Origin of the sequence: Candidatus Pantoea soli, assembly GCF_007833795.1 — a bacterium.
GTDB classification, from domain to species: Bacteria; Pseudomonadota; Gammaproteobacteria; order Enterobacterales; family Enterobacteriaceae; genus Pantoea; species Pantoea soli.
On record NZ_CP032702.1, the window covers coordinates 2,880,571 to 2,903,413 of the forward strand.

The following is a 22,843-nucleotide window of genomic DNA, read 5'->3' on the forward strand; positions in this document are numbered from 1 at the left end:
TCAGAACTCCCGTTCGATGAAGTAAATGGCTTCGGGAAACAGCTGGCGGCGGGTCGCGCCAGCACGTAAGGAGAAGGCTTTGCGGGGCATGGAGGTTCGCCCGTTGCTGTCGAAGAACCAGAGCGTTTCTTCGTCCATTCTGGTGACAAGGGACCAGTGAAACTGGTCGCTGAGCATAATCAGGCGGGAGTGGTCTGTGACCGCCAGAAACCGCCTCATTTCACTGAAAACCCGCCCTTCCACAAGGCCGCGACTTCCCTCGAAAGGTTTGCTGATTTGGACCGGAAACTGGCGGTGGTAGTGACCTTTCCGGAGTACCTGCGCAATCAGCCAGTCGAGCCGGTTTTCATCTATCCCTTCGGTCAGCCATTCATGCAAAGGCCAGCGTTGCTGATAGGCCAGAAGAAGTCGGTTCATGAGTGGTTTTCGTTTCACCCGACCGTCATACAGCCAGCTCAGCATATTCACCACACAGTACGCACCGCAAAGACAGTCAAGCTCTCCCTGTACAGACGCGTGTATCCCTCTGTTAGCAGTCACAGATAATGTCTCCATCAATAATTAGCTGTCAGTGTGGCGGGATTAGCTTTCCCACATAACGGTGAGGGTGTAGATATTCAGGAAGTGGTAATGAACGAAGTTTCTCTGCCAGAGCGCAAAAATGTCGCGCCCTTCCCCTGGGGGTAAATCACCGGCATAGGACAGGAAGACATAGCGCTGGCTCCAGCTGATATCGATTTCCTTTTCGAGCTCCGGATCTGTTCCCATATATTTGAAGTCAGTAATGTAGTCGAAATACCATTCATCATTGCGGGAGATAAGCCTTATTTCGACCGGATGAAACCCACCATTTTCAGCGCTGTAATTGATATCTTTGAACAGCAATGTGACAGCACGAATATTCGGTTTAACTGGCGGCTTTTTACTGAGTTCAGCCAGTATAATATTAATGAGTTCCTGACTTACGGGCATGGACAGCCCTTCCTGACGGATAATATTCATTGTATTTATTCCGGTAAATATGCGTTTGGGCTGATGACACAAATACTAATTAAACCTAACCCATACTGAATTTTCAGACGATGGACGTCCTCCCGCCAGAAGGGATATAAAATGAAACGCTAAGTTGGCTATTAGTTTATGCATCAGTTACTGAATAATATGACACTATCCAGTAATGACATTTTACCAGGAATATATTCATAAAACAAATAATTTCACACAGAAACTAATTTTAAATTTATTTTATGAATTCATCTAAAAACAGGAGAAGGCTTTTCCTTTTGCCGTAATCCAATTTGTTCCAGACTTGATCGAGTCGTTGTTTTAATTCTTTATCGAGCCCAGATAGATAGTCAGGCGGGATATTAGAAACATTCAGATTCTCCATGCAATCAATAAAGAACCAACTTATTGGTGTCTTTAGAGACATTGCAATTTTAACTAAATGCGCAACATTGATCTTATTCGTTCCTCGTTCATAGCGGGAAAGTTGTTGCTGAGATATATCGATAATTTCTGCAAGTTCAGCTGCGGTTAACCCGGCTTCTTTACGTCTGCTCTGAATACGCTGTCCCACCAGCTTATCAGCTGAATCTGCCACCAGTTTAACCATCATTTATTCTCCCGTCCGTCCATAAGCGGAAGTTTGGGTCTTTTTTACTCTTGCATGAACATCACTAATGACCTTAAAATCCAATAAATACTCACTTATAGAGCAAAAAGACTAAGGCTGGCGAGCTGAGTGACCAGCAGATGAGCCTTAGAACAAAGGTGGACAAAAAAGGGGAACATTGTGGCAACCACCATTACTGAGATAACGGATTGCTTTGAGTACTTTTTCAGCTCCCTTTACTGGCGTGAATTTGTCAAAACACTGCGTCTGAATGAATGTAGCGAGCGGGAACTTTTGCCATTAGTACGTTGCTATTTACTGGGTTGGTTTGCGGATTACGTCTCGCCAGAAGTCAAAAGCAGGCTACCAGGAACGGTATCCGGGCATGGTTTCATTGACTTTGTGATTGACGATGTGGCCGTTGAGTTTGCAGTCCGTAAGCCAACAGCAGCTCGTTCCAATGTCTCCGCAACCGTCAACAGCACGGAAGTGAAGAAGTTGATGAAGCACGACGGCAAAGCACTGCTTGTACTGTTTGACTTCTCTGACACGCCCTATTCAGAAGAACAGATCGAATCTTTCCGTAACTGGCCCTCTCTCGGTCGGGGGAATCACCGTAAATCCGCTTGCAACGTTGTGTATTTCTTTGTGGAAAAACGCAGGCCGCTGGCACTTGGGAAAATCACCAAAAACATTCGTATCAGCTAACAGGATATTTAATGATGAAAAGAATAGTTGCTGCATTAGTACTGACAGCCTTAGCCCTCCCGGCAATCGCAGCTCAATACGCTAAGCCGGGTGCTGTCTTAACGCTAAAACCTGGGAACGGTAATGCGGAATTCAGCATCAACGCATCAACCAAAGACGGCTCAGGGACCTGCAACATGGACGGTACAGCACAACAAATAGCTGCTGGTGAGAATCAGAAACGCCGTTGGATCTGGAATGACAAAACCAGCCAGTGTGTTGCCGTGCTCAGTGAGATGAATAATGGGAAAACCAGCGTGATGACTCGTGGTTGCGAAGGATACTGCGGGTCTTCTGCGACAGGTGCTATGAATGGCCTGTTTAATAAGAAATAAAAGTATCATTAATTAACGAAGGAACTATAAATGAAAAGAACAATACTTCTGGTATTAATAACAGCTAGTTTGTTGTTGGCTGGCTGTGGCGAGAAAACGCCAAAATGCGGTAGTGATGATGCAAAAAAACTGGTCGTGGATATTGCCAGAAAGACAATAGAGAAAGCCATGACACTGGATAAGGATGTGCGGATTACAGTGGAAAATGTCAGAACAATAAGCCATGAATCAGGCCTTGACGTTTATCAGTGTGCTGCTGATTTAACATTCACAAAACCAGGGCTGAAAAATTCTTTGCCGATCACCTACCGGGTTCAAAAAACTGATGAGGGGAAAGGTCTGTTCTATATAAATGTATCTGGTTTGTAACATTTTTAACCAACTTTAAATATTTGTTTCAGATAAAATAATCACCAGAACCTTTTGCGAAAATTTTTACACATCTCATCACACCATAGTATACCGCGTACTTAAGTGAAATATATGCTCTATATCTAAACAATACAGAGCATATATATTTACTCAACATCCTTCACAAAGCCATTATTGCAAAAGTCAACATTCCGAGATAATTCTAAATACAAGATCACCTTCCAATGGTTGACTCCATATGAATCTTTAAAATCATTTGACTGAGACAATAACAAAGATGATACATCTTGATATGCTCCTCTTCTGCTATAAACACGAATCAAACTAGCTCTCATCCTACAAATTTCCGAAGCTGATTTTCTTTTGAATCTAGCTCTAAGGTTAAGGTTAGAAAAATGCCTTGCAAAAATCCCAGAAAAATAAGCATACCCAGCATATCCTAGCGAAGAAAAATCTAATTGTATTTTATTACCCACAACAATAGAAATATTAATAAATCTCTCATTTGGGAAAATATCATAGTATGGGTGTATGAATATTCTTTCATTGTTCAATAAAAATTTAGACTTCTTGTATATTGTATTGCAGACTGAGCATATAGGTATAAGATTTTTTGATAATACTGAAAATTCAGGGTAACTTTCTTTAGGAAGGTAATGGTCTAATGTACTGGGCTCACTGATCCCGCAATAAGGACATTCATCAAAATCCGGCAAGTCTGGATTAAATAATCTCGCAGAGATTATTTTAAATGTTTTAGTTTTAACGTTATAAGCATGTAAAATAGAATCACTTTCTTCAGTAGATAGCCCTATTGGTCGCAAGCTTTCTAAGCTAAGTTTATTGGCTTCATAGCTATCGTATGCATTTTTTATTCTAGATATAATATTACGGATAGGGGTGGCATATTTATCAGTTTTATCCTCGACTATAAGGTCAAGATTGTTTTTATCGTTTTCGATTGGCAGAGGTATATTTCTCATAGCTCCACCATTAATTTAAATTTGTAAGAAATGACTTTGCAGTCATTCCTAGTTTTTTGCCAAACATTACTTCGATTTCTTTTAGTGTATACCCTTCCGAAGAAAGCTTTGATAAAATTGAGTAAAAATTAGACTCTTCAAAAGAAACATTAAAGACATCCTCAGTTAGGTTGGATATTTCTTCTCCAAACGATTCTTTTTTTAGTTTCCCAACCTTAGGTTTAAGATAATTACCTCTTAAAAGTTGAACAAATTTTGATGGTGTTTCCTGTAAAATCACAGGAGAATGGGTAGCTATGATAGAATATGAGTTGAAGTGAGTTAAAATAGATCTAATTGAGTGCATAAATGAAGCGATAAGAGACGGATGAAGGTGCGTCTCTGGCTCATCAATTATCACCAATGAATTGTCTTCTATATGTTCAAATATATTTGCCAAAATGGATAAAACAATTTTCTGACCTGAACTAAGCCTATCAAATTTTTCTAACAAAACATTTCGATCTAATTCAGAAAATGACTGATCGGAAATAATAGGTTTTATGCATTCATTCCATTGTTCAATTTTTTTTTCGAGTATAATTTTTTCATAAGCAACTTTAAATTCATTGGTAATCTCGGAAATATTTTTCAGCCTATACTCAGTTGAATTTTCCACTCGTTCTCTAAGGCCGCAATATTTATAGCCAAATATATGCCCTTGTTCTTCAATCTCTTTTTGCTCAGCTTCATTTTTACCCGGAATTTCAAAGTTGTCGAATGCTGAATAAGATACAACCACTACATTCCCAAAATCTGGCTTTGTGTTATTAAACCTCTTTTCCCTAGCCTTTATAAGCTCAATTTTGTCATCGAAGCCGTAACCTGAAATTGTACGTGCTATATCAGAAAGAAGTTGTGTTTTACCTGTTCCATTTCTCCCAATAATTACATTTATATTAGATGGTATAATACTCGTTTTCTGCTCCTGGAAATAAAAACTTAGATCATAGGGAGCCGAAAATCCTTTCAGGGTGGTCGAAAAGTCAAACACATGACAATTTTCATCATTAGTATCTACTTGTCTATTAAACATTTTCTTAGCAAATTCCAAGGCCTGTTCTGCTGGGCTAAAGCGAACTGCGGATGTTTTAAATTGCGACAACTCACTAAATGCATCAAAAATGATTTTATCATAAGCACAATCATTCAATGATTCAAGAATCAGTTTCTCATATTGAAGGCCTAACCCTCTAATGTTTAAGTAATATTGCTTACTTTGCCCGAGGGAACAGAAATTATCAGGGAGTTTATCGCACCCATTATCAAACTGCACGCGTCCGATCTCTAAAGTGTTATCAATAATTTTCAGTTCACCAATTGGTACTAAATTATCTTCATAAAAAAATGACAACAAAAATGTAGACTTATAGGAGTAATCATCCCAATCAGTAGCTTGCAATAATATATAATTCTTTAAATTTATTTTATTTTTTCCGTTCAAAAATATTTTCATATAAACATTCTTCCTATTTAATTCACTTTAATAAAATAATAAGATAAGTCAAAAAAGTGATTAACTAATTATTTTCAACCACCGTTTTAGACAAAAAATCTAAATAATCAGCCCATACCTGCAACCACTTCCGACACTCCGCATCATACTTATAAAGATTATAAATCCCTTCAACACCGCCACGTGTATGACCCAGCACAGCCTCTGCAACTTCATTTGGACATTGTAAGCGAGATAGCCCCGTTCGTACTGTACGCCGCAAGTCATGGGGCGTCCAATGAAGTATATCAAGCATTTGACCGCTTTCACGTAAACGCCATGAGTTTTCAGTTAGATACTTCTGCTGGATTGGCTTCTTAGTAGCCTGCGAAGGAAATAGATATTTGTCAGAGGTAAGGCGTAGTATCTTGAGAAAGTCGATCGCCTGATCAGATAACTGTACGTAGCGCTCTACCCCTGTTTTAGTTTCTCTCAGATGAATGGTCCCCTTTTCAAGATCAACATCCTTCCATGCCATATTGCAGACTTCACCGGTACGACATCCAGTCCAGAGAGTCAGACGTAACACGTTTTTGATCGTTGCCGTATAAGCCGAACCCGGAAGCCATTTAAGGAATTTTGCAAGCTCGTCCTCACTCAGTACCCGTGTTCTACGACCATTTGTGAGTTTGATTCTCGTCTGTCGTAAGCTGGATTTTGCTAACAATGCTGGATTAGCAAACCTTTCATCAAAGCGCCCCAAGCCAATTGCAAACTCATAAGCGAGTGAAAGTTCCCTTAGAACATTACCAGCCTGTACGGTTGCACCTCGGGCTACAATACCATTGATTAAATTAATTACATCTTGCCGCGTAATCTCAGCAGCATTTCGTGTTCCTAAGCTTTTAACGGCGTCGCCATAGAGAGTACGACGGGCCTCGGCCTGCCCTTTCGGCTTTCTGGCTCCGGGAATGATCTTCCCGTCCTTCGTTTTACGATCCTCAATACGCTCGGTAAGATACAGTTCAACTAATCCCTGCACAGTTAATTCAGGTAATTTGGCCTGTTCAGCCTCGATTGCACGAAGTTGTTTTTCCTGCTTGAGTTCTGATGCAGGACACCGGCCTTCCTGACGGAGGAGCTTTAATTCGTTGAGTTTAAGACGTGCAGCGGCGAGAGAAGTCTGCGGGAAGTTGCCAATTTTGACCTGAGCAAGTTTTCCAGTCACAGGGCTCGTGTAACGGTAGAAAAAAGACTTAACACCAGTAGCACCACACGAGACACGTAAACCACGATTTTCGCCAATATCAGCTTTATCTTTGTCACCTGGTTTCATCATTTCAATCGCTTTAAACGACAGTGGCTTTGCCTCTTGTTTTCCTGCCATAAAGACTCCGTTATCATGCTCCCTACGCATTTATGAAACGAAATGTAGGTTGTGCTGTAAGTAGCCATATTTTACCAGGCTATAGGTTGGCAAGCTACACTTTAACCTACATTTAAATGTAGGATTTCATGAGATTAAATGAGACAAAGTGAAACTCAATGAGAACAATAAATATCACTAACTCATTAAAATTTAATAGAATGGACATCATAAGCCGATGAGTACACCAGAAAATTTCGACGCCCACACCCCAATGATGCAGCAGTACCTGCGCCTGAAGGCCGATCATCCTGACATCCTGCTGTTTTATCGCATGGGTGATTTCTATGAGCTGTTTTACGATGACGCCAAACGCGCTTCGCAGCTGCTGGAAATCTCGCTGACCAAACGCGGCGCCTCGGCAGGTGAACCGATTCCCATGGCAGGTGTGCCTTATCATGCGGTTGAGGGTTACCTGGCGAAACTGGTTCAGCTGGGCGAGTCTGTCGCTATCTGTGAGCAGATTGGCGATCCGGCACTCAGCAAAGGTCCGGTTGAGCGCAAGGTCGTGCGCATTGTCACGCCCGGCACCATCAGCGATGAAGCCCTGCTGCAGGAGCGCCAGGACAACCTGCTGGCCGCCATTTTTCAGAGCCAGCGCGGGTTCGGCTACGCCACCCTGGATATCAGCTCCGGTCGCTTCCGCCTGAGTGAACCCGGCGATGTGGAAACCATGGCGGCTGAACTGCAGCGCACGAATCCGGCCGAGCTACTCTATCCGGAAGATTTTCAGGCCATGCAGCTGATCGATCAACGTCGTGGCCTGCGTCGTCGCCCGCTGTGGGAGTTTGAAATTGATACCGCACGTCAGCAGTTAACCCTGCAGTTTGGCACGCGCGATCTGAGCGGCTTTGGCGTAGAGCAGGCCCATCTGGCGCTGCGCGCTGCCGGCTGCCTGCTGCAGTATGTCAAAGATACGCAGCGTACAGCCCTGCCCCATATTCGTTCACTGAGCATGGAGCGCCAGCAGGACAGCGTGATTATGGATGCCGCCACACGCCGTAATCTGGAAATCACGCAGAACCTTGCCGGCGGCACGGAAAATACGCTGGCCGCGGTGCTGGACAAGACCGTGACGCCCATGGGCAGCCGCATGCTGAAACGCTGGCTGCACATGCCGCTGCGCGACGTAAACACTATTCATCGCCGTCAGGAATCCATTGCTGAACTGCAGAGCCTCAGCCAGGACCTTCAGCCAGTGCTGCGGCAGGTGGGCGATCTGGAGCGCATTCTGGCGCGTCTGGCGCTGCGCACGGCGCGTCCGCGCGATCTGGCGCGCATGCGTCATGCCTTTCAGCAGCTGCCCGAACTGAACAGCCTGCTTGCCGGGGTCAGCGCCCCTCAGCTGGTCAGTCTGCGTACGCAGATGGGCGAGTTCCATGAACTGCGTGAACTGCTGGAACAGGCCATTATCGAATCACCGCCGGTGCTGGTGCGAGATGGCGGCGTTATTGCGCCGGGCTATAACGCCGAGCTGGATGAGTGGCGGGCGCTGGCCGACGGTGCCAGCGATTATCTCGATCGTCTTGAAATCCGCGAGCGGGAAAAGCTGGGGCTGGATACGCTGAAAGTGGGCTTTAACGCCGTGCACGGCTACTACATTCAGGTGAGCCGTGGCCAGAGCCATCTGGTGCCGATTCATTATGTGCGCCGGCAGACGCTGAAGAATGCGGAACGCTACATTATCCCCGAACTGAAAGAGTACGAAGACAAAGTCCTGACGTCGAAGGGCAAAGCGCTGGCACTGGAGAAAAGCCTCTATGATGAGCTGTTCGATCGCCTGCTGCCGCACCTTGAAGCGCTGCAACTCAGTGCCGCAGCGCTGGCTGAGCTGGATGTGCTGGCCAACCTGGCAGAGCGCGCCTGGACGCTCAACTACTGCCGTCCGGTACTGCAGGAAAAAGCCGGAATTCGCATTACCGCAGGCCGCCATCCGGTGGTCGAGCAGGTGCTGAAAGAACCGTTTATTGCCAATCCGCTGTCGCTCTCCCGGCAGCGCCGCATGTTGATCATTACCGGTCCCAATATGGGCGGTAAAAGTACTTACATGCGTCAAACCGCCTTGATTGCGCTGATGGCGTGGATTGGCAGCTACGTGCCGGCAGAAGAAACGGTGATTGGTCCTATCGACCGCATTTTCACCCGTGTGGGCGCGGCGGACGATCTGGCCTCCGGTCGGTCAACCTTCATGGTTGAAATGACGGAAACCGCCAATATCCTGCATAACGCGACTGAAAACAGTCTGGTCCTGATGGATGAAATTGGCCGTGGCACGTCAACCTATGACGGCCTCTCACTGGCGTGGGCCTGCGCAGAAAGCCTGGCTAACCGCATCAAAGCCATGACGCTGTTTGCTACCCACTACTTTGAGCTGACCACGCTGCCGGAAAAAATGGAAGGTGTGGTGAATGTGCATCTGGATGCCGTTGAACATGGCGACACCATCGCCTTTATGCACAGCGTGCAGGACGGTGCCGCCAGCAAAAGTTATGGTCTGGCGGTAGCGGCACTGGCCGGCGTGCCAAAAGAGGTGATTAAGCGCGCCCGTCATAAGCTGAAAGAACTGGAGGCGCTGTCAGGCAGTTCAGCGGCGTCTACGGTTGAGGGCTCGCAGCTGCCGTTGCTGGTGGCGGAAACCTCGCCGGCGGTGGATGCTCTGGAGGCGCTGGATCCGGACAGCCTGACACCCAAACAGGCGCTGGAGTGGATTTATCGGCTTAAAACGCTGTTATAACCTGCTGCCGGGCGCGGCGCTGACAGCCCCGCCCCGGCCTCGCCGCCGGAAGCCAGGCATAAAAAAAACGGTGACCCTGAGGTCACCGTTTTTGTCACTGGTTATGGCTTATTCGCGAAACAGTGCTTCGATATTCAGACCCTGCGTCTGCAGAATTTCACGCAGACGACGCAGACCTTCAACCTGAATCTGGCGGACGCGCTCACGGGTTAACCCGATTTCACGACCAACATCTTCCAGCGTTGCCGCTTCATAGCCCAGCAGGCCGAAACGACGTGCCAGCACTTCACGCTGCTTGGCATTCAGTTCAAACAGCCACTTGACGATACTTTGCTTCATATCATCGTCCTGAGTGGTGTCTTCCGGACCGTTGTCTTTCTCATCGGCCAGGATATCCAGCAGCGCTTTCTCGGAATCACCACCCAGTGGTGTATCAACCGAGGTAATACGCTCGTTGAGACGCAGCATACGGCTCACGTCATCAACTGGCTTGTCCAGCTGCTCAGCGATCTCTTCCGCACTCGGCTCATGATCAAGCTTATGCGACAGTTCACGCGCGGTACGCAGGTAAACATTTAACTCTTTAACAATATGAATCGGCAGGCGAATTGTACGGGTTTGGTTCATAATTGCCCGTTCAATAGTCTGACGAATCCACCAGGTGGCGTAAGTTGAGAAGCGGAACCCGCGTTCCGGGTCAAACTTCTCTACGGCACGGATCAGGCCGAGATTACCCTCTTCAATCAGGTCCAGCAGGGCCAGACCACGATTGCTGTAGCGACGGGCAATTTTCACCACCAGGCGTAAGTTACTTTCAATCATGCGGCGACGAGAAGGGATGTCACCTCGCAGTGCACGACGGGCAAAAAAGACTTCTTCTTCCGCCGTTAACAGAGGAGAGTAACCAATCTCGCCGAGGTAAAGCTGCGTCGCATCCAGCACGCGTTGCGTCGCACCCTGTGACAACAACTCTTCTTCCGCTACTTCGTTATCACCAGGTTCGTTCTCAACGAGAGCCTTCTCATCAAAAACCTCAGCTCCGTTCTCCTCGAATTCCGCATCATCGTGTAACTCATTAACTTTCAGCGTATTCTGGCTCATAAGCGGCTCCTACCCGTGATCCAAGGGCAGAACACCAAAGGTTCTGCCGGATTATCGCTGCGGTAAATAACGCAACGGGTTTACGGATTTCCCCTTGTAACGAATTTCAAAATGCAATCTTACAGAACTGGTTCCGGTGCTACCCATGGTAGCGATCTTTTGCCCCGCCTTAACTTCCTGTTGTTCCCGGACCAGCATGGTATCGTTGTGGGCGTAGGCACTCAGGTAATCATCGTTGTGTTTGATGATGATTAAATTACCGTACCCGCGGAGCGCGTTGCCTGCGTACACCACCCTTCCTGAAGCAGTGGCGACAACAGGTTGTCCACGCGAACCGGCGATATCGATACCTTTGTTTCCGCCTTCCGCAGCGGAGAAGTTATCGATAATCTTCCCATCAGTCGGCCAACGCCAGCTTCCCACCGGTGTTGTGCTATTGGTTGTGCTGCTGACTGTGGGCGGTGCGGTAACCGGAGCTGTGGTCGTTGCCACATTATTTGCCCCTTTCGACGGCAGCATTTTCCCGCCTGTCGAACCCGAATCATCAGAATACGTAATAACAGGTTGCTGTGCAACAGGGGTGGATTTAATTTGTGTCTGGGCATTTGTCCCAGGCACTCCGCCCTGACTGGCGTCGGCGGCAGTGATGGCGTTTCCACCCGTAATAGTCTGGCCGTTGCCGTTGCCAACCTGCAGGGTCTGGCCTGCGCTAAGGCCATAAGGCGCCTGAATATTGTTGCGCTGTGCCAGGTCGCGGAAATCGTTGCCGGTAATCCAGGCAATATAGAACAGCGTGTCACCACGTTTGACGGTGTAGGTCTCGCCTCCGTAGCTTCCTTTCGGAATATTCCCATAATTACGGTTGTACACAATACGCCCGTTTTCCGTCACTACATTATTACTGGTACTAATCATTCCACCGGACGGTGCTGGCGAAGGTGTACCGCCGCTTAACATTCCACCGTGCGGCATTGCCGGGACCGTGCTGTTTTGCGGTGAGAGCATGCCACCACCGGACATGCCACCTGCAGGGGCGGAAGCCATGCCGCTGTCGGCATTATTGCTGCCAATCTGGCTGATAGGAGCCTGCGTGTTATCCCCTGAGCTGCAACCTGCCAGCCAAAAACCGACCAGTGAAAGTGCCGCCAGACGGCGTAATTGAAATACTGTGCTTCCCGTGCTCATTGATCCCCCGTGATGGCAATCCTGGATGAAACTGTGTAACGGATATAACCGCATTATTCACTGCACAAAACGGCAATGGCGGTCTTTTGCATTGATTAACAAGGATAGTAACAATATCAACTGCGCCATGCCACGTAACGATTGTGAAGAAATACGTAGGAATCGCTCAGGCCAGATCGCCCTGCACCAGCGGCACAAAGCGCACCGGCTCGATGATCTCTTCCGTGATGTCCTTACCCTGACGGCGTAAGCGCTTCAGCACCTGCTGATCCTCGCCAACCGGCAGCACCATTTTGCCGCCATCGCCCAGTTGCGCTATCAGCGCAGTCGGAATTTCGGGGGGAGCGGCAGTGACAATAATGGCATCGAACGGACCGCGCGCGGCCCAGCCCTGCCAGCCATCGCCATGCCGGGTAGAAATGTTATGCAGATCGAGCTGCTTCAGACGGCGCTTGGCCTGCCACTGCAGCCCTTTGATGCGTTCAACCGAATAGACGTGATTAACCAGATGCGCGAGGATAGCGGTCTGATAGCCGGACCCGGTGCCAATTTCCAGCACGCGCGAGTCCGGATTCAGCTCCAGCAGCGCGGTCATGCGCGCCACCATGTAGGGCTGTGAGATAGTCTGGCCATTGCCAATCGGCAGCGCCACGTTTTCCCAGGCTTTGTGTTCAAAGGCTTCGTCGATGAACCGTTCGCGCGGCACATCGGCAATCGCTTTCAGCAGATGCTCATCGTCAATGCCCTGGGCACGTAGCTGTGCTAAAAGCGTCTCGATGCGCCGGTTCACCATGCCAGTTTTACCTCAGCCTCGGTCAGCCAGTCACTTAATACTGTCTGCGCGGCGTGCGCCGTCAGGTCCACGTGCAGAGCAGTCAGCGAAACATAGCCCGCCTCCACGGCGGCAAAATCGGTATCCGGACCGGCATCCAGTTTCTGCCCCGGCGGGCCAATCCAGTACAGCGGCTGACCGCGCGGGTCTTCAGTGCAGATGACCTGATCGGCCGGATGACGGCTGCCACAGCGGGTAACGCGAAAACCTTTAATCTGCTCCAGCGGTAAATCGGGCACGTTAACATTCAGGATCCGCCCGGTGCGTAACGGAGCGTGCGACAGCGCCCGCAACAGCGTACAGGTCACTGCGGCCGCGCTGGCGTAGTGCTGATGGCCATTCAGCGATACCGCCAGCGCAGGCAAGCCCAGATGACGCCCTTCCATCGCGGCAGCGACCGTGCCGGAGTAAATCACATCATCGCCCAGGTTAGGGCCGGCGTTAATGCCCGAGACCACAATATCCGGCCGCGGCTGCATCAGCTTGTTAACGCCGAGGAACACGCAATCGGTCGGCGTGCCCATCTGTACCGCGATATCGCCATTTTCATGGGTGAAGGTACGCAGGGGCGTTTCCAGCGTCAGAGAATTTGATGCGCCGCTGCGATTGCGATCGGGCGCGACGACCTGCACTTCCGCAAACTCACGCAGGGCGCGAGCCAGCGTCTGAATGCCGGGAGCATGAATTCCATCATCGTTGCTGAGCAGTATCCGCATCTGGTCCTGACCTTTGTTCATTAACCGGTCCTCAGCCCGCCAGCCCGCGTCAGAGGTGCACCTGTTATGGTGCAATCAGAGGGAAGCTGGCGGCACAAGGATGTTTGCATTCTAGCGGTGAGGCGCGGGAAGTGGTAGGCGTAAATCACGCCGCGGCCGGCATTTGCTGCAACAATACGCAGCCGCGACCCGCCGCAGAAGGCGCACAGGCGAGGCGGCAGCCTGCCTGCCGTTACTCGTCGCCGAGCGGCGCGCTGGCCCCGTTGCTCAGCAGTTCACGCACCACGCTGGTGGCAAAGCTGCCGGCGGGTAACCAGAACTGCATCTCCAGCGTGGCCGCGTCCGTCCAGCGCCAATGCAACGCGTCAGGCACCACGAGAGCCGCCCGGCGCGCCGCATCCACGCGTTCGCGCGTCAGCAGCCCCAGCAGAACGGTGGATGACGCCAGCTGCTGCTGTTCAAACGCCAGCGCGTCGCCCTGAACACCCGGCTCACCCCGGCCGGGCAGCGGTGCGGTAATCCGCAGTTCATGCTGATCAACCCGCTGCTGCAGCACAGGCAGCTCTTCAGCCTGAGCGACAAACCAGCTGCCGCGCCCGGTAAGCTGCAGGGCATCGCCCGCCTGCACGCGATTCAGTGCACCGTCACGCTGCAAACGGGCGCTGACTATCTGGTTAAACAGGTGACTGCGCGCAGCGGACAGCAGCAGGCCTTTCATGCTGCGATCGCGCGGGCGAAACTGCTCCTGCGCCCATAAATTCGCCTGCGTCAGGTTATTGCCGCCGCGGCCAAAACGCTGCTCGCCAAAGTAGTTGGGGACACCCTGCTGCTGCAGGCGTTGCAGCCGCTGCTCCACGTCAGCGCGATCGGACACCTCGCGCACCACCAGACGAAACGCATTTCCCGCCAGCGCACCGGTACGCAGTTTGCGCTTATGGCGAATGACCTGCAGAATCTCAACGCCCTCCAGTCGGAAGCCTGCCAGATTCGGCATCGCCGTTCCCGGCACGCGGAAACAGAGCGTTTGCTCGGTGACAGCATGACGGTCTTTCATCCCGGCATAGCTGAGATCGCGTTGCGGAACGCCGAGAAATTTCGCGATAGCTTCAGCCACAAAACGGGTGTTACAGCCGATCTTGCGGATGCGCACCAGCAGCTGTTCCCCTTCGCCATCATAGGGATAACCCAGATCTTCAATGACCACGAAATCTTCCGGCCGGGCTTTGATAATACCGCTGGCGCGCGGTGCACCGTGCAGGTAATGCAGTGCACTCATGCCTTCACCAGCAGCGCTACCGCCTCACAGGCAATGCCTTCACCGCGACCGGTAAAGCCCAGCTTTTCGGTGGTGGTCGCTTTTACGTTGACCGCATCCATATGACAGCCGAGATCCTCTGCAATGTTGACACGCATCTGCGGCACGTGCGGCAGCATTTTCGGCGCCTGCGCGATAATCGTCACATCCACATTGCCGATGCGATATCCCTTCTGCGCAATCCGGCGCCAGGCTTCACGCAGCAGGCCACGGCTGTCGGCACCTTTGAACGCCGGATCGGTATCCGGGAAGAGTTTGCCGATGTCCCCCATCGCCACCGCGCCAAGCAGCGCGTCGGTCAGCGCATGCAGCGCCACGTCACCGTCTGAATGCGCAATAAAGCCCTGTTCAAAGGGAATACGCACCCCGCCAATCACTAACGGACCTTCGCCGCCAAAAGCGTGAACGTCAAAACCGTGACCGATACGCATCATGCGCTCTCCTTTAACTGAATCTGAGTAAGATAGAAGGCGGCCAGCGCCAGATCTTCTGGCCGCGTGACCTTGATGTTGTCGCTGCGTCCGCTGACCAGCGCTGGATGATAGCCGCAGTACTCAAGCGCGGAAGCCTCATCGGTGATGGTCGCGCCTTCGGTCAGCGCCCGCGTCAGGCAGGCGGTCAGCAGCGCATGCGGGAAAAATTGCGGCGTCAGGGCGTGCCAGAGATCGTCACGCTCTACGGTATGCGCAATCGCCTGTTTCCCCGGCTCAGCGCGCTTCATGGTGTCGCGCACCGGCGCGGCAAGAATGCCGCCGGTTTTACTGTGCTCGCGCACTGCCAGCAGCCGGGCCAGATCGTCCGGGTGCAGGCACGGGCGTGCCGCATCATGAACCAGCACCCACGCACTGTGGCGGATCGCCTGCAGGCCAGCCAGTACCGATTCGGCGCGCGTGTCGCCGCCGGTCACGCGCAGCACGCGGCTGTCCTGCGCTAACGGCAGCGTGTCAAACCAGCCATCGTCAGGGCTGACCGGCACCACCACCTGTCTGACAGCCGGATGCGCCAGCAGGCGTGCCACGCTGTGCTCCAGCAGGGTCAACTGACCAATGGTGAGGTATTGTTTCGGACAGGCCGCCTGCATGCGACTGCCCACACCAGCCGCCGGCACGACGGCGATGACGTCCGCAGAGGAAGAGAGCTGATTCATGTAATTATCGTGATTGGTTCTGCGCAGATTGCGCATTGCGTTTGTTCTGGTCTGGTACCAGACGATAGAAAGTCTCGCCAGGCTTAATCATGCCCAGCTCGCTGCGTGCGCGTTCCTCAATCGCCTCTGAACCGCCATTGAGATCGTCAATTTCGGCAAACAGTTGATCGTTTCGCGCTTTTAGTTTGGCGTTATTCGCCTGTTGTGACGCCACGTCTTCATTGACGCGCGTGTAATCATGGATACCGTTCTTGCCCAGCCACAGAGAGTATTGCAACCATCCCAGCAGCACGAGCAGCAGTAACGTCAGTTTTCCCATCCCCGCCCCCTGAAAAACGGCTCAATCATCCCATAACTTGACGCCGGACTCCACTGCGGCAGCGAAAATGGACCGCAAGCAGATTTATCTGCCCCCGCTGGGGTAACAATCAGCCGCGGGCAGCAGGTAAACTTTTGTAACCTGCCGATGCGTTTGCACATCAGCAGCGGGTCACCAGCCGGAGAGAAAGGAGAATAGCAGCCAGAACAGGCACACGACCGCCAGCGCGGTCAGAATCGCTGACCAGAAGAGCCGTCCGCGCAGCAGCTGGCTGAATACAATGCCAATCAGCACCGAAGCCGGCAGCAGCGCCAGAAAAAAGGGCCAGGTGTAGAGGAAAAAGAACAGCGTGTTAGAGCCGTAGAGCAGGAACGGAATGCCCAGCGCACACCAGTAGGAGAGAAAGCCTGTCACGCCGCCCGGCAGCGATGAGCGGGGCTCATCCGGGTGACGATCATCTTTGCGGGCCAGCATGGGGGTTACGTTCTGCATAGAGATCCTGTTGACGCTAAAGCGCGGCAAACCTGCGTCGTTTGCCGCTGTCGGTTCAGGATCTGATGATATCGCGGCGGCGCAGCAGGTCTAACAATTGGCCGGTCAGTTTTGTAACCAATTGTTCCCCTTCCAGCTGGATTTCCGCGGCCTCCGGCGCTTCATAGACGCTGTCGATACCGGTGAAATTACGCAGCTCACCGGCGCGCGCTTTTTTGTACAGTCCTTTGGGATCGCGCGCTTCACATACGGCCAGCGGCGTATCGACAAACACCTCAATGAACTGCCCTTCTTCCAGCAGGTCGCGCACCATCTGGCGTTCGGCGCGATGCGGTGAAATAAAGGCGGTCAGTACCACCAGACCGGCATCCACCATCAGCTTCGCCACTTCGCCAACGCGACGAATGTTCTCTTTGCGGTCTGCGTCGCTGAAGCCGAGATCGCGGCACAAACCGTGCCGCACGTTGTCGCCATCCAGCAGATAGGTGCTGACGCCCAGCCGGTGCAGCGCCTGCTCCAGCGCACCAGCAACGGTGGATTTACCGGAGCCCGAAAGCCCGGTAAACCACAGCACCACGCCCTGATGGCCGTGCTGCTGCTCCCGCTCTGCGCGCGTGACCGGATGGTCGTGCCACACTACGTTTTCGTCGTGCTGCGCCATTACTGTTCGCCCGTCAGATCGCGCAGATCGCGTGCCTGCCAGTGCGGGAAGTGACGGCGCACCAGCGCATTCAGCTCCAGCTCAAAGGCGCTGAACTGGCTGGATGGCGCGCGTGCTTCGTGCTGCGGCTGATTGATCATACCGGCACCCACAGTGACATTGCTCAGACGATCGATAAAGATCATACCGCCGGTGACCGGATTCTGCTGATAGGCATCCAGCACCATCGGCTCGTCAAAGGTGATCTCCACCAGCCCGATACCGTTCAGCGGCAGGTTGTCCGCAGCGCGTTTCTCCAGCGTGTTGATCTCTACCTGATGCAGGATTTTTTCCACCCGCGCGCGCGTTTTCTTGCCGGCGATTTTGACCTCGTAGCTCTGGCCGGGCTGCAGCGGCTGCTCTGCCATCCACACCACGTCAACGGTCGCCGACTGCACCGGCTGCAGGTCGGCACTGGCATCCACCAGCAGATCGCCGCGGCTGATGTCGATCTCATCCTTCAGTACCAGGGTGATCGCCTCGCCGGCAGCCGCTTCCTGCAGATCGCCATCAAAGGTGACAATACGCGCAACGGTGGATTCCACGCCGGAAGGCAGCACCTTCACCCGCTGTCCGGTGGCGATCACGCCGGAGGCCAGCGTCCCGGCATAGCCGCGGAAATCGAGGTTCGGCCGGTTCACATACTGCACCGGGAAGCGCATCGGCTGATGATCGACCACGCGTTTCAGCTCAACGGTTTCCAGTACGTCCAGCAGCGTCGGGCCGCTGTACCACGGCATGGTGGTGCTCGGGCTGGCAACGTTATCCCCTTCCAGCGCAGACATCGGCACAAAACGGATATCCAGATCTTCCGGCAGCTGTGCGGCGAAATCGAGGTAATCCTGTTTGATCTGCTCAAACGTCTCCTGACGGTAGTCCACCAGATCCATTTTGTTGATCGCTACCACCAGATGTTTGATGCCCAGCAGCGTTGAAATAAAGCTGTGACGGCGGGTCTGATCCAGCACGCCTTTACGCGCATCGATCAGCAGAATCGCCAGATCGCAGGTGGAGGCGCCGGTGGCCATGTTACGGGTGTACTGCTCGTGTCCCGGCGTGTCGGCAATAATAAATTTACGCTTCTCGGTGGAGAAGTAACGGTAAGCGACATCAATGGTGATGCCCTGCTCGCGCTCGGCCTGCAGGCCATCCACCAGCAGCGCCAGATCGAGTTTTTCTCCCTGGGTGCCGTGACGTTTGCTGTCGTTGTGCAGTGAAGAGAGCTGGTCTTCATAAATCTGCCGGGTGTCATGCAGCAGACGGCCAATCAGCGTACTTTTGCCATCGTCCACGCTACCGCAGGTCAGGAAACGCAGCAGGCTTTTGTGTTGTTGCGCGGTCAGCCAGGCTTCCACCCCGCCCTGTTCGGCAATCTGTTGTGCAATAATGGTATTCATCTGCGTCTCCTTAGAAATAACCCTGACGTTTTTTCAGTTCCATCGACCCGGCCTGATCGCGGTCAATAACGCGCCCCTGCCGCTCACTGGTGGTGGAGACCAGCATCTCTTCAATGATCTCCGGCAGCGTCTGCGCGTCGGATTCCACTGCGCCGGTCAGCGGCCAGCAGCCGAGGGTACGGAAACGCACCATCCGCTGCCTGATCACTTCACCCGGCTGCAGATTGATGCGGTCGTCATCCACCATCATCAGCATCCCGTCGCGCTCCAGCACCGGACGCGGGGCGGCCAGGTAGAGCGGCACGATTTCGATGTTTTCCAGGAAGATGTACTGCCAGATATCCAGTTCGGTCCAGTTGGAGAGCGGGAAGACGCGAATGCTCTCGCCTTTGTTGATCTGGCCGTTGTAGTTATGCCACAGCTCCGGGCGCTGGTTTTTTGGATCCCAGCGGTGGAAGCGGTCGCGGAAGGAGTAGATACGCTCTTTCGCGCGTGATTTCTCTTCGTCACGACGCGCGCCGCCGAACGCAGCGTCAAAGCCGTATTTGTTCAGCGCCTGCTTCAGGCCTTCGGTTTTCATGATATCGGTGTGCTTGGCGCTGCCGTGCACAAACGGATTGATGCCCATCGCCACGCCTTCCGGGTTGCGATGCACCAGCAGCTCGGCGCCCATATTTTTTACCGTACGGTCGCGGAACTCATACATTTCACGGAATTTCCAGCCGGTATCAACGTGCAGCAGCGGAAACGGCAGCGTGCCCGGGTGGAAGGCTTTACGCGCCAGATGCAGCATCACCGAGGAGTCTTTGCCGATGGAGTACATCATCACCGGGTTGCTGAACTCGGCCGCCACCTCGCGGATGATATGGATACTCTCTGCCTCCAGCTGGCGCAGATGAGTAAGACGATTTTGGTCCATAATTTTTCCTCAAGCCAAATTAACAACGGCGGACTCGCGAGCCCCCTGCTGTGCCGAATGTTGGAACCAGGCTAACTGCCCGTGCAAATTCACCACTTCGCCAATCACTAACAGCGCTGGCGTCGGCGCGGCGGCTGCCAGCGCCTCAAGTTGTTCAAGCGTGCCGGTCAGCACCTGCTGATCCTGCCGCGTGCCGCGTCCAATCACCGCAACGGGCGTCGCCGGGCTGCGGCCGTGTTCAATCAGTCCGCTGGCAATTTCTGCCGCTTTCACCGTGCCCATATAAATGGCGAGCGTCTGGCGAGCGCGTGCCAGCGAAGGCCAGTCAATGCCGTCACCGTCCGCACGGCAGTGTCCGGTAATAAACATCACGCTCTGCGCATGGTCGCGGTGCGTCAGCGGAATACCGGCATAGGCCGTGGCGCCTGCTGCGGCGGTAATGCCTGGCACCACCTGGAAGGGAATGCCAGCCGCTTTTGCCGCCTGCAGCTCTTCACCGCCGCGGCCAAAGATAAACGGATCGCCCCCTTTCAGGCGCACCACGCGTTTGCCCTGCTGCGCCAGCGTCACCAGCAGCTGGTTGGTCTCTTCCTGCGGCACCGAATGTGCGCCGGCGCGTTTGCCAACACAGATACGATCCGCATCGCGGCGCACCAGCTCTAATACCTCGTCGCTCACCAGATGGTCATACAGCACCACATCGGCCAGCTGCATCACCTGCAGGCCGCGCAGCGTCAGCAGGCCGCTGTCACCCGGGCCGGCACCTACCAGCGTAATTTCGCCCTGGTTATCACTGCTGTTTTCCAGCTCGCGATCCAGCGTCTGCCGCGCCTGCTGAATATTGCCCGCCGCCACCTCACTGGCGAAGCGCCCGTTAAAGGCGCGTTCCCAGAAACGGCGGCGATCGGACATGCGGCGATAGCGCTGCTTCACTTTGTCGCGCCACTGCCCGGCCAGCTCTGCCATCTGGCCGAGGTTAGCCGGCAGCAGGGCTTCGATTTTTTCCCGCAGCAGACGTGCCAGCACCGGCGCAGTGCCGCTGGAGGAGATCGCCACCACTAAGGGGGAACGGTCGACAATGGAAGGGAAAATGAAGCTGCATTTGGGCTGATCGTCCACCACGTTCACCAGCTTGTGGCGCGCGTTAGCGGCCTCAAAGACCTCGGCGTTGAGCGCGTTGTCATCGGTGGCGGCGATCACCAGAAATACGCCGTCCAGCTGTGCCGGGTCGAAGCTGCGCGCAATCCATTCAATGGCCCCGACCGCCAGCAGCGCCTGCAGTTCGTGACCCAGCTCACGCGCCGCCACCTGCACACGGCTTCCGGCACGACGCAGTAATTCAATTTTACGCGCAGCGATCTCACCGCCACCGACAACCAGTACCGGACGATTTTTGAGATCGGCAAACAGGGGCAGATAATCCACGTTAACCTTGTCAGTTTTACAATAAGTTAACGCGACTATACGTCCCCGCCTTCTGGCAGATGAAATTACGAATTGGCATTAGTAGTTACCGAATGGAATAACGCACCGGGATTGCTGATAACAATTTGTGCTTAACAAATGATATTGCTGATGTTTCACTGCGAATCAATTTGTGCAAAGCAGGTCACAGTTTCATACTAACTCAGAATTTTTTCAGCCTGACGGGATGTCATGATAACCACGATTTTTGCCACGCTCCGCCGCAGCGCGCTGGCTCTGCTGCTGTGCGGCGGATTGCCCTGTGCGGCGCTGGCCGCGCCGGGTCAGTTTGCTGAACAGCAGCTGCGCCATATCGCCACCTACTTCCCAGGCCGCATGAGCGGCAGCCCGGCCGAACTGATGAACGCCGATTATCTGCAGCAGCAGTTCACGCAAATGGGGTACCAGAGTAATACCCGTCAGTTCAACACCGGCTATGTCTGGCAGGAAAAACGCGGCGAAACGCGACAGCATAAAGTAACCGCCACCTCCGTGATCGCCGCCCGCGCCGGCAGCGTGCCGCAGGAGATCCTGATAGTGACCCATCTGGATACCTGGACGCCGCTCAGCCGCCATGACGCTGACAGCAATCTCGGCGGGCTGCGTCTGCAGGGCGCGGATGATAACGCCTCCGGTCTGGGCGTGATGCTGGAGCTGGCGCAGCAGCTGAGCCGCGCCCCGCTGCATTACGGCGTACGTTTTGTTGCGCTGAGCGCCGGCGAAGCCGGGCTGCACGGTATGGATGATTATCTGGCCCGCATGAGCGCGCAGGAGAAGAAAGATACGCTGCTGGTCATTGACCTCAACAGCCTTATTACCGGCGATCACCTCTATTTCAACAGCGGCATGAACACCCCTTCAGCGGTACGCAAGCAGACCAGCGCGCGCGCGCTGCATCTTGCCCATCAATACGGTATTGCCGCTGCCAGCCATACGCTGACGGCACGCGACTATCCCGGCCTTAATCCGTTTGATAAAGCCGGTATACCGCTGCTGGATGTCACGGCGGCCAACTGGACGCTGGGCAACAAAGATGGTCAGCAGCAGCGCGCCCGCTCGCCGCATTTCCCGGATGGCAGCGTGCGCCATCAGACGGCGCGTGACAACCTGACCTATCTTGACCGCTGGCTGCCAAGCCGCATAACGCAGCGCACCCGCGACAGCGTGCGTATTCTGCTGCCGCTGCTGCGCGAACTCGCCAATCCGACACTCTGAGGAGCAACCATGTACGTGGTGTATCTGAACTATTTCCGCCCGATCGACGAAGTGGAAGCGCTGCTGCAGCCGCATATCGACTGGCTGGATCGCTATTTTGCCTGTGGTGACTTTATTGCTGCAGGGCGTAAGGATCCGCGCACCGGTGGCATGCTGCTGGTAAAAGAGATGGATCGCGCGCGGCTGGACGGGATTCTGGCAGAAGATCCGTTTGTCGCCGTGGCGCATTATGAGGTCACAAAGGTGAATGTCACGCGCGCTGCCGGGGCGTTTGCCGGGTTAAAAGATCTCTGAATCCGGGCGTGCACGGCTGCACGTCCGGAGTCCGTCAGCAGATGCGGCCGCTTAGCCGCTC

25 protein-coding genes are annotated in these 22,843 nt (G+C 53.1%); 6 read left to right on the forward strand and 19 right to left on the reverse strand.

The features are described from left to right. From D8B20_RS13440 to D8B20_RS13450, 3 genes are all read right to left on the reverse strand, one after another. Entirely contained in the window at positions 1–462 is a 462-nt protein-coding gene (locus D8B20_RS13440; RefSeq protein ID WP_145889329.1) for a hypothetical protein, read from the reverse strand. Positions 463–582: 120 nt separating this feature from the next. Then, entirely contained in the window at positions 583–1,002 is a 420-nt protein-coding gene (locus D8B20_RS13445) for a DUF2787 family protein (protein ID WP_039079231.1), read from the reverse strand. Positions 1,003–1,240: 238 nt separating this feature from the next. Then, positions 1,241–1,618, reverse strand: a complete 378-nt coding sequence (locus tag D8B20_RS13450) for a helix-turn-helix domain-containing protein (RefSeq protein ID WP_370664113.1) — start codon at positions 1,616–1,618, stop codon at positions 1,241–1,243. 177 nt (positions 1,619–1,795) lie between these two features. Between D8B20_RS13450 and D8B20_RS13455 the strand changes: the two genes are divergently transcribed. Genes D8B20_RS13455 through D8B20_RS13465 form a run of 3 tightly spaced genes read left to right on the forward strand, consistent with a single transcriptional unit; the run spans position 1,796 to position 3,066 of the window. Continuing rightward, positions 1,796–2,323 (forward strand): hypothetical protein, encoded by a 528-nt coding sequence (locus D8B20_RS13455; protein ID WP_145889330.1) that lies wholly within the window; start codon positions 1,796–1,798, stop codon positions 2,321–2,323. Positions 2,324–2,337: 14 nt separating this feature from the next. Then, complete coding sequence (locus D8B20_RS13460) at positions 2,338–2,697, forward strand: acyl-CoA dehydrogenase (RefSeq protein WP_145890584.1); 360 nt, start codon at positions 2,338–2,340, stop codon at positions 2,695–2,697. Between the two features lie 30 nt (positions 2,698–2,727). Next, on the forward strand, positions 2,728–3,066 hold the full coding sequence (locus D8B20_RS13465) for a hypothetical protein (protein WP_145889331.1): 339 nt from the start codon (positions 2,728–2,730) through the stop codon (positions 3,064–3,066). 149 nt (positions 3,067–3,215) lie between these two features. On the opposite strand, the gene D8B20_RS13470 is transcribed toward D8B20_RS13465, so the two are convergent. The 3 genes from D8B20_RS13470 to D8B20_RS13480 form a co-directional block, all read right to left on the reverse strand. Further along, positions 3,216–4,052, reverse strand: coding sequence for a hypothetical protein (locus D8B20_RS13470; protein WP_145889332.1), 837 nt, complete (start codon positions 4,050–4,052; stop codon positions 3,216–3,218). A gap of 10 nt (positions 4,053–4,062) precedes the next feature. Further along, entirely contained in the window at positions 4,063–5,547 is a 1,485-nt protein-coding gene (locus D8B20_RS13475; RefSeq protein ID WP_145889333.1) for an AAA family ATPase, read from the reverse strand. Between the two features lie 64 nt (positions 5,548–5,611). Then, complete coding sequence (locus tag D8B20_RS13480; protein ID WP_145889334.1) at positions 5,612–6,913, reverse strand: tyrosine-type recombinase/integrase; 1,302 nt, start codon at positions 6,911–6,913, stop codon at positions 5,612–5,614. A gap of 217 nt (positions 6,914–7,130) precedes the next feature. Between D8B20_RS13480 and mutS the strand changes: the two genes are divergently transcribed. After that, positions 7,131–9,686 carry a DNA mismatch repair protein MutS gene (gene mutS / locus D8B20_RS13485; protein ID WP_145889335.1) on the forward strand — a complete coding sequence of 852 codons (2,556 nt, stop codon included), beginning with the start codon at positions 7,131–7,133 and terminating at the stop codon, positions 9,684–9,686. Between the two features lie 108 nt (positions 9,687–9,794). Here the strand turns inward: mutS and rpoS are convergent, their stop codons facing one another. From rpoS to cysG, 13 genes are all read right to left on the reverse strand, one after another. Further along, on the reverse strand, positions 9,795–10,787 hold the full coding sequence (rpoS, locus tag D8B20_RS13490) for an RNA polymerase sigma factor RpoS (protein ID WP_021507339.1): 993 nt from the start codon (positions 10,785–10,787) through the stop codon (positions 9,795–9,797). 51 nt (positions 10,788–10,838) lie between these two features. Beyond that, entirely contained in the window at positions 10,839–11,972 is a 1,134-nt protein-coding gene (gene nlpD / locus D8B20_RS13495) for a murein hydrolase activator NlpD (protein ID WP_145889336.1), read from the reverse strand. A gap of 166 nt (positions 11,973–12,138) precedes the next feature. Then, positions 12,139–12,765, reverse strand: a complete 627-nt coding sequence (locus D8B20_RS13500; RefSeq protein ID WP_145889337.1) for a protein-L-isoaspartate(D-aspartate) O-methyltransferase — start codon at positions 12,763–12,765, stop codon at positions 12,139–12,141. Then, positions 12,759–13,520 (reverse strand): 5'/3'-nucleotidase SurE, encoded by a 762-nt coding sequence (gene surE, locus D8B20_RS13505; RefSeq protein WP_145890586.1) that lies wholly within the window; start codon positions 13,518–13,520, stop codon positions 12,759–12,761. Before surE ends, D8B20_RS13500 begins: the two co-directional genes overlap by 7 nt. 232 nt (positions 13,521–13,752) lie before the next feature. Beyond that, positions 13,753–14,796: a tRNA pseudouridine(13) synthase TruD gene (gene truD, locus D8B20_RS13510; RefSeq protein ID WP_145889338.1), complete on the reverse strand. Its 1,044-nt coding sequence runs from the start codon at positions 14,794–14,796 to the stop codon at positions 13,753–13,755. Beyond that, entirely contained in the window at positions 14,793–15,266 is a 474-nt protein-coding gene (gene ispF / locus D8B20_RS13515; protein ID WP_145890588.1) for a 2-C-methyl-D-erythritol 2,4-cyclodiphosphate synthase, read from the reverse strand. Before ispF ends, truD begins: the two co-directional genes overlap by 4 nt. Beyond that, the gene (gene ispD, locus D8B20_RS13520) at positions 15,266–15,982 is read right to left on the reverse strand and encodes a 2-C-methyl-D-erythritol 4-phosphate cytidylyltransferase (protein ID WP_145889339.1); all 717 of its coding nucleotides are present in this window, start codon (positions 15,980–15,982) and stop codon (positions 15,266–15,268) included. The genes ispF and ispD overlap by 1 nt, the downstream gene beginning before the upstream one ends. A gap of 4 nt (positions 15,983–15,986) precedes the next feature. Then, on the reverse strand, positions 15,987–16,301 hold the full coding sequence (gene ftsB, locus D8B20_RS13525) for a cell division protein FtsB (protein WP_145889340.1): 315 nt from the start codon (positions 16,299–16,301) through the stop codon (positions 15,987–15,989). Positions 16,302–16,472: 171 nt separating this feature from the next. Beyond that, the gene (locus D8B20_RS13530; RefSeq protein WP_145889341.1) at positions 16,473–16,793 is read right to left on the reverse strand and encodes a DUF3561 family protein; all 321 of its coding nucleotides are present in this window, start codon (positions 16,791–16,793) and stop codon (positions 16,473–16,475) included. Between the two features lie 55 nt (positions 16,794–16,848). Next, a complete protein-coding gene (gene cysC / locus D8B20_RS13535; protein ID WP_145889342.1) occupies positions 16,849–17,454 on the reverse strand; it encodes an adenylyl-sulfate kinase in 606 nt (201 codons plus the stop codon). Then, positions 17,454–18,890 (reverse strand): sulfate adenylyltransferase subunit CysN, encoded by a 1,437-nt coding sequence (gene cysN, locus D8B20_RS13540; RefSeq protein WP_145889343.1) that lies wholly within the window; start codon positions 18,888–18,890, stop codon positions 17,454–17,456. The genes cysC and cysN overlap by 1 nt, the downstream gene beginning before the upstream one ends. 10 nt (positions 18,891–18,900) lie before the next feature. Next, complete coding sequence (cysD, locus tag D8B20_RS13545; RefSeq protein WP_145889344.1) at positions 18,901–19,809, reverse strand: sulfate adenylyltransferase subunit CysD; 909 nt, start codon at positions 19,807–19,809, stop codon at positions 18,901–18,903. Between the two features lie 9 nt (positions 19,810–19,818). Beyond that, complete coding sequence (gene cysG / locus D8B20_RS13550; RefSeq protein WP_145889345.1) at positions 19,819–21,234, reverse strand: siroheme synthase CysG; 1,416 nt, start codon at positions 21,232–21,234, stop codon at positions 19,819–19,821. A 231-nt stretch (positions 21,235–21,465) separates the two neighbouring features. On the opposite strand from cysG, the gene D8B20_RS13555 reads away from it, so the two are divergent. After that, complete coding sequence (locus D8B20_RS13555; protein ID WP_145889346.1) at positions 21,466–22,488, forward strand: aminopeptidase; 1,023 nt, start codon at positions 21,466–21,468, stop codon at positions 22,486–22,488. Between the two features lie 9 nt (positions 22,489–22,497). Next, positions 22,498–22,782 (forward strand): YciI family protein, encoded by a 285-nt coding sequence (locus D8B20_RS13560; RefSeq protein ID WP_145889347.1) that lies wholly within the window; start codon positions 22,498–22,500, stop codon positions 22,780–22,782. The last annotated feature ends 61 nt before the right edge of the window (positions 22,783–22,843 follow it).

What these genes read in the sequence shown, in the direction of transcription:
- D8B20_RS13465 (WP_145889331.1), top strand. Translation starts at nt 2,728, where the DNA reads ATGAAAAGAACAATACTTCTGGTATTAATAACAGCTAGTTTGTTGTTG.
- D8B20_RS13445 (WP_039079231.1), bottom strand. Translation starts at nt 1,002, where the DNA reads ATGAATATTATCCGTCAGGAAGGGCTGTCCATGCCCGTAAGTCAGGAA.
- ispF (WP_145890588.1), bottom strand. Translation starts at nt 15,266, where the DNA reads ATGCGTATCGGTCACGGTTTTGACGTTCACGCTTTTGGCGGCGAAGGT.
- cysC (WP_145889342.1), bottom strand. Translation starts at nt 17,454, where the DNA reads ATGGCGCAGCACGACGAAAACGTAGTGTGGCACGACCATCCGGTCACG.
- surE (WP_145890586.1), bottom strand. Translation starts at nt 13,520, where the DNA reads ATGCGGATACTGCTCAGCAACGATGATGGAATTCATGCTCCCGGCATT.
- mutS (WP_145889335.1), top strand. Translation starts at nt 7,131, where the DNA reads ATGAGTACACCAGAAAATTTCGACGCCCACACCCCAATGATGCAGCAG.
- ispD (WP_145889339.1), bottom strand. Translation starts at nt 15,982, where the DNA reads ATGAATCAGCTCTCTTCCTCTGCGGACGTCATCGCCGTCGTGCCGGCG.
- truD (WP_145889338.1), bottom strand. Translation starts at nt 14,796, where the DNA reads ATGAGTGCACTGCATTACCTGCACGGTGCACCGCGCGCCAGCGGTATT.
- D8B20_RS13460 (WP_145890584.1), top strand. Translation starts at nt 2,338, where the DNA reads ATGAAAAGAATAGTTGCTGCATTAGTACTGACAGCCTTAGCCCTCCCG.
- D8B20_RS13440 (WP_145889329.1), bottom strand. Translation starts at nt 462, where the DNA reads ATGCTGAGCTGGCTGTATGACGGTCGGGTGAAACGAAAACCACTCATG.
- D8B20_RS13530 (WP_145889341.1), bottom strand. Translation starts at nt 16,793, where the DNA reads ATGCAGAACGTAACCCCCATGCTGGCCCGCAAAGATGATCGTCACCCG.
- cysN (WP_145889343.1), bottom strand. Translation starts at nt 18,890, where the DNA reads ATGAATACCATTATTGCACAACAGATTGCCGAACAGGGCGGGGTGGAA.
- ftsB (WP_145889340.1), bottom strand. Translation starts at nt 16,301, where the DNA reads ATGGGAAAACTGACGTTACTGCTGCTCGTGCTGCTGGGATGGTTGCAA.
- D8B20_RS13555 (WP_145889346.1), top strand. Translation starts at nt 21,466, where the DNA reads ATGATAACCACGATTTTTGCCACGCTCCGCCGCAGCGCGCTGGCTCTG.
- cysD (WP_145889344.1), bottom strand. Translation starts at nt 19,809, where the DNA reads ATGGACCAAAATCGTCTTACTCATCTGCGCCAGCTGGAGGCAGAGAGT.
- D8B20_RS13560 (WP_145889347.1), top strand. Translation starts at nt 22,498, where the DNA reads ATGTACGTGGTGTATCTGAACTATTTCCGCCCGATCGACGAAGTGGAA.
- nlpD (WP_145889336.1), bottom strand. Translation starts at nt 11,972, where the DNA reads ATGAGCACGGGAAGCACAGTATTTCAATTACGCCGTCTGGCGGCACTT.
- D8B20_RS13475 (WP_145889333.1), bottom strand. Translation starts at nt 5,547, where the DNA reads ATGAAAATATTTTTGAACGGAAAAAATAAAATAAATTTAAAGAATTAT.
- D8B20_RS13500 (WP_145889337.1), bottom strand. Translation starts at nt 12,765, where the DNA reads ATGGTGAACCGGCGCATCGAGACGCTTTTAGCACAGCTACGTGCCCAG.
- D8B20_RS13470 (WP_145889332.1), bottom strand. Translation starts at nt 4,052, where the DNA reads ATGAGAAATATACCTCTGCCAATCGAAAACGATAAAAACAATCTTGAC.
- rpoS (WP_021507339.1), bottom strand. Translation starts at nt 10,787, where the DNA reads ATGAGCCAGAATACGCTGAAAGTTAATGAGTTACACGATGATGCGGAA.
- D8B20_RS13480 (WP_145889334.1), bottom strand. Translation starts at nt 6,913, where the DNA reads ATGGCAGGAAAACAAGAGGCAAAGCCACTGTCGTTTAAAGCGATTGAA.
- D8B20_RS13450 (WP_370664113.1), bottom strand. Translation starts at nt 1,618, where the DNA reads ATGATGGTTAAACTGGTGGCAGATTCAGCTGATAAGCTGGTGGGACAG.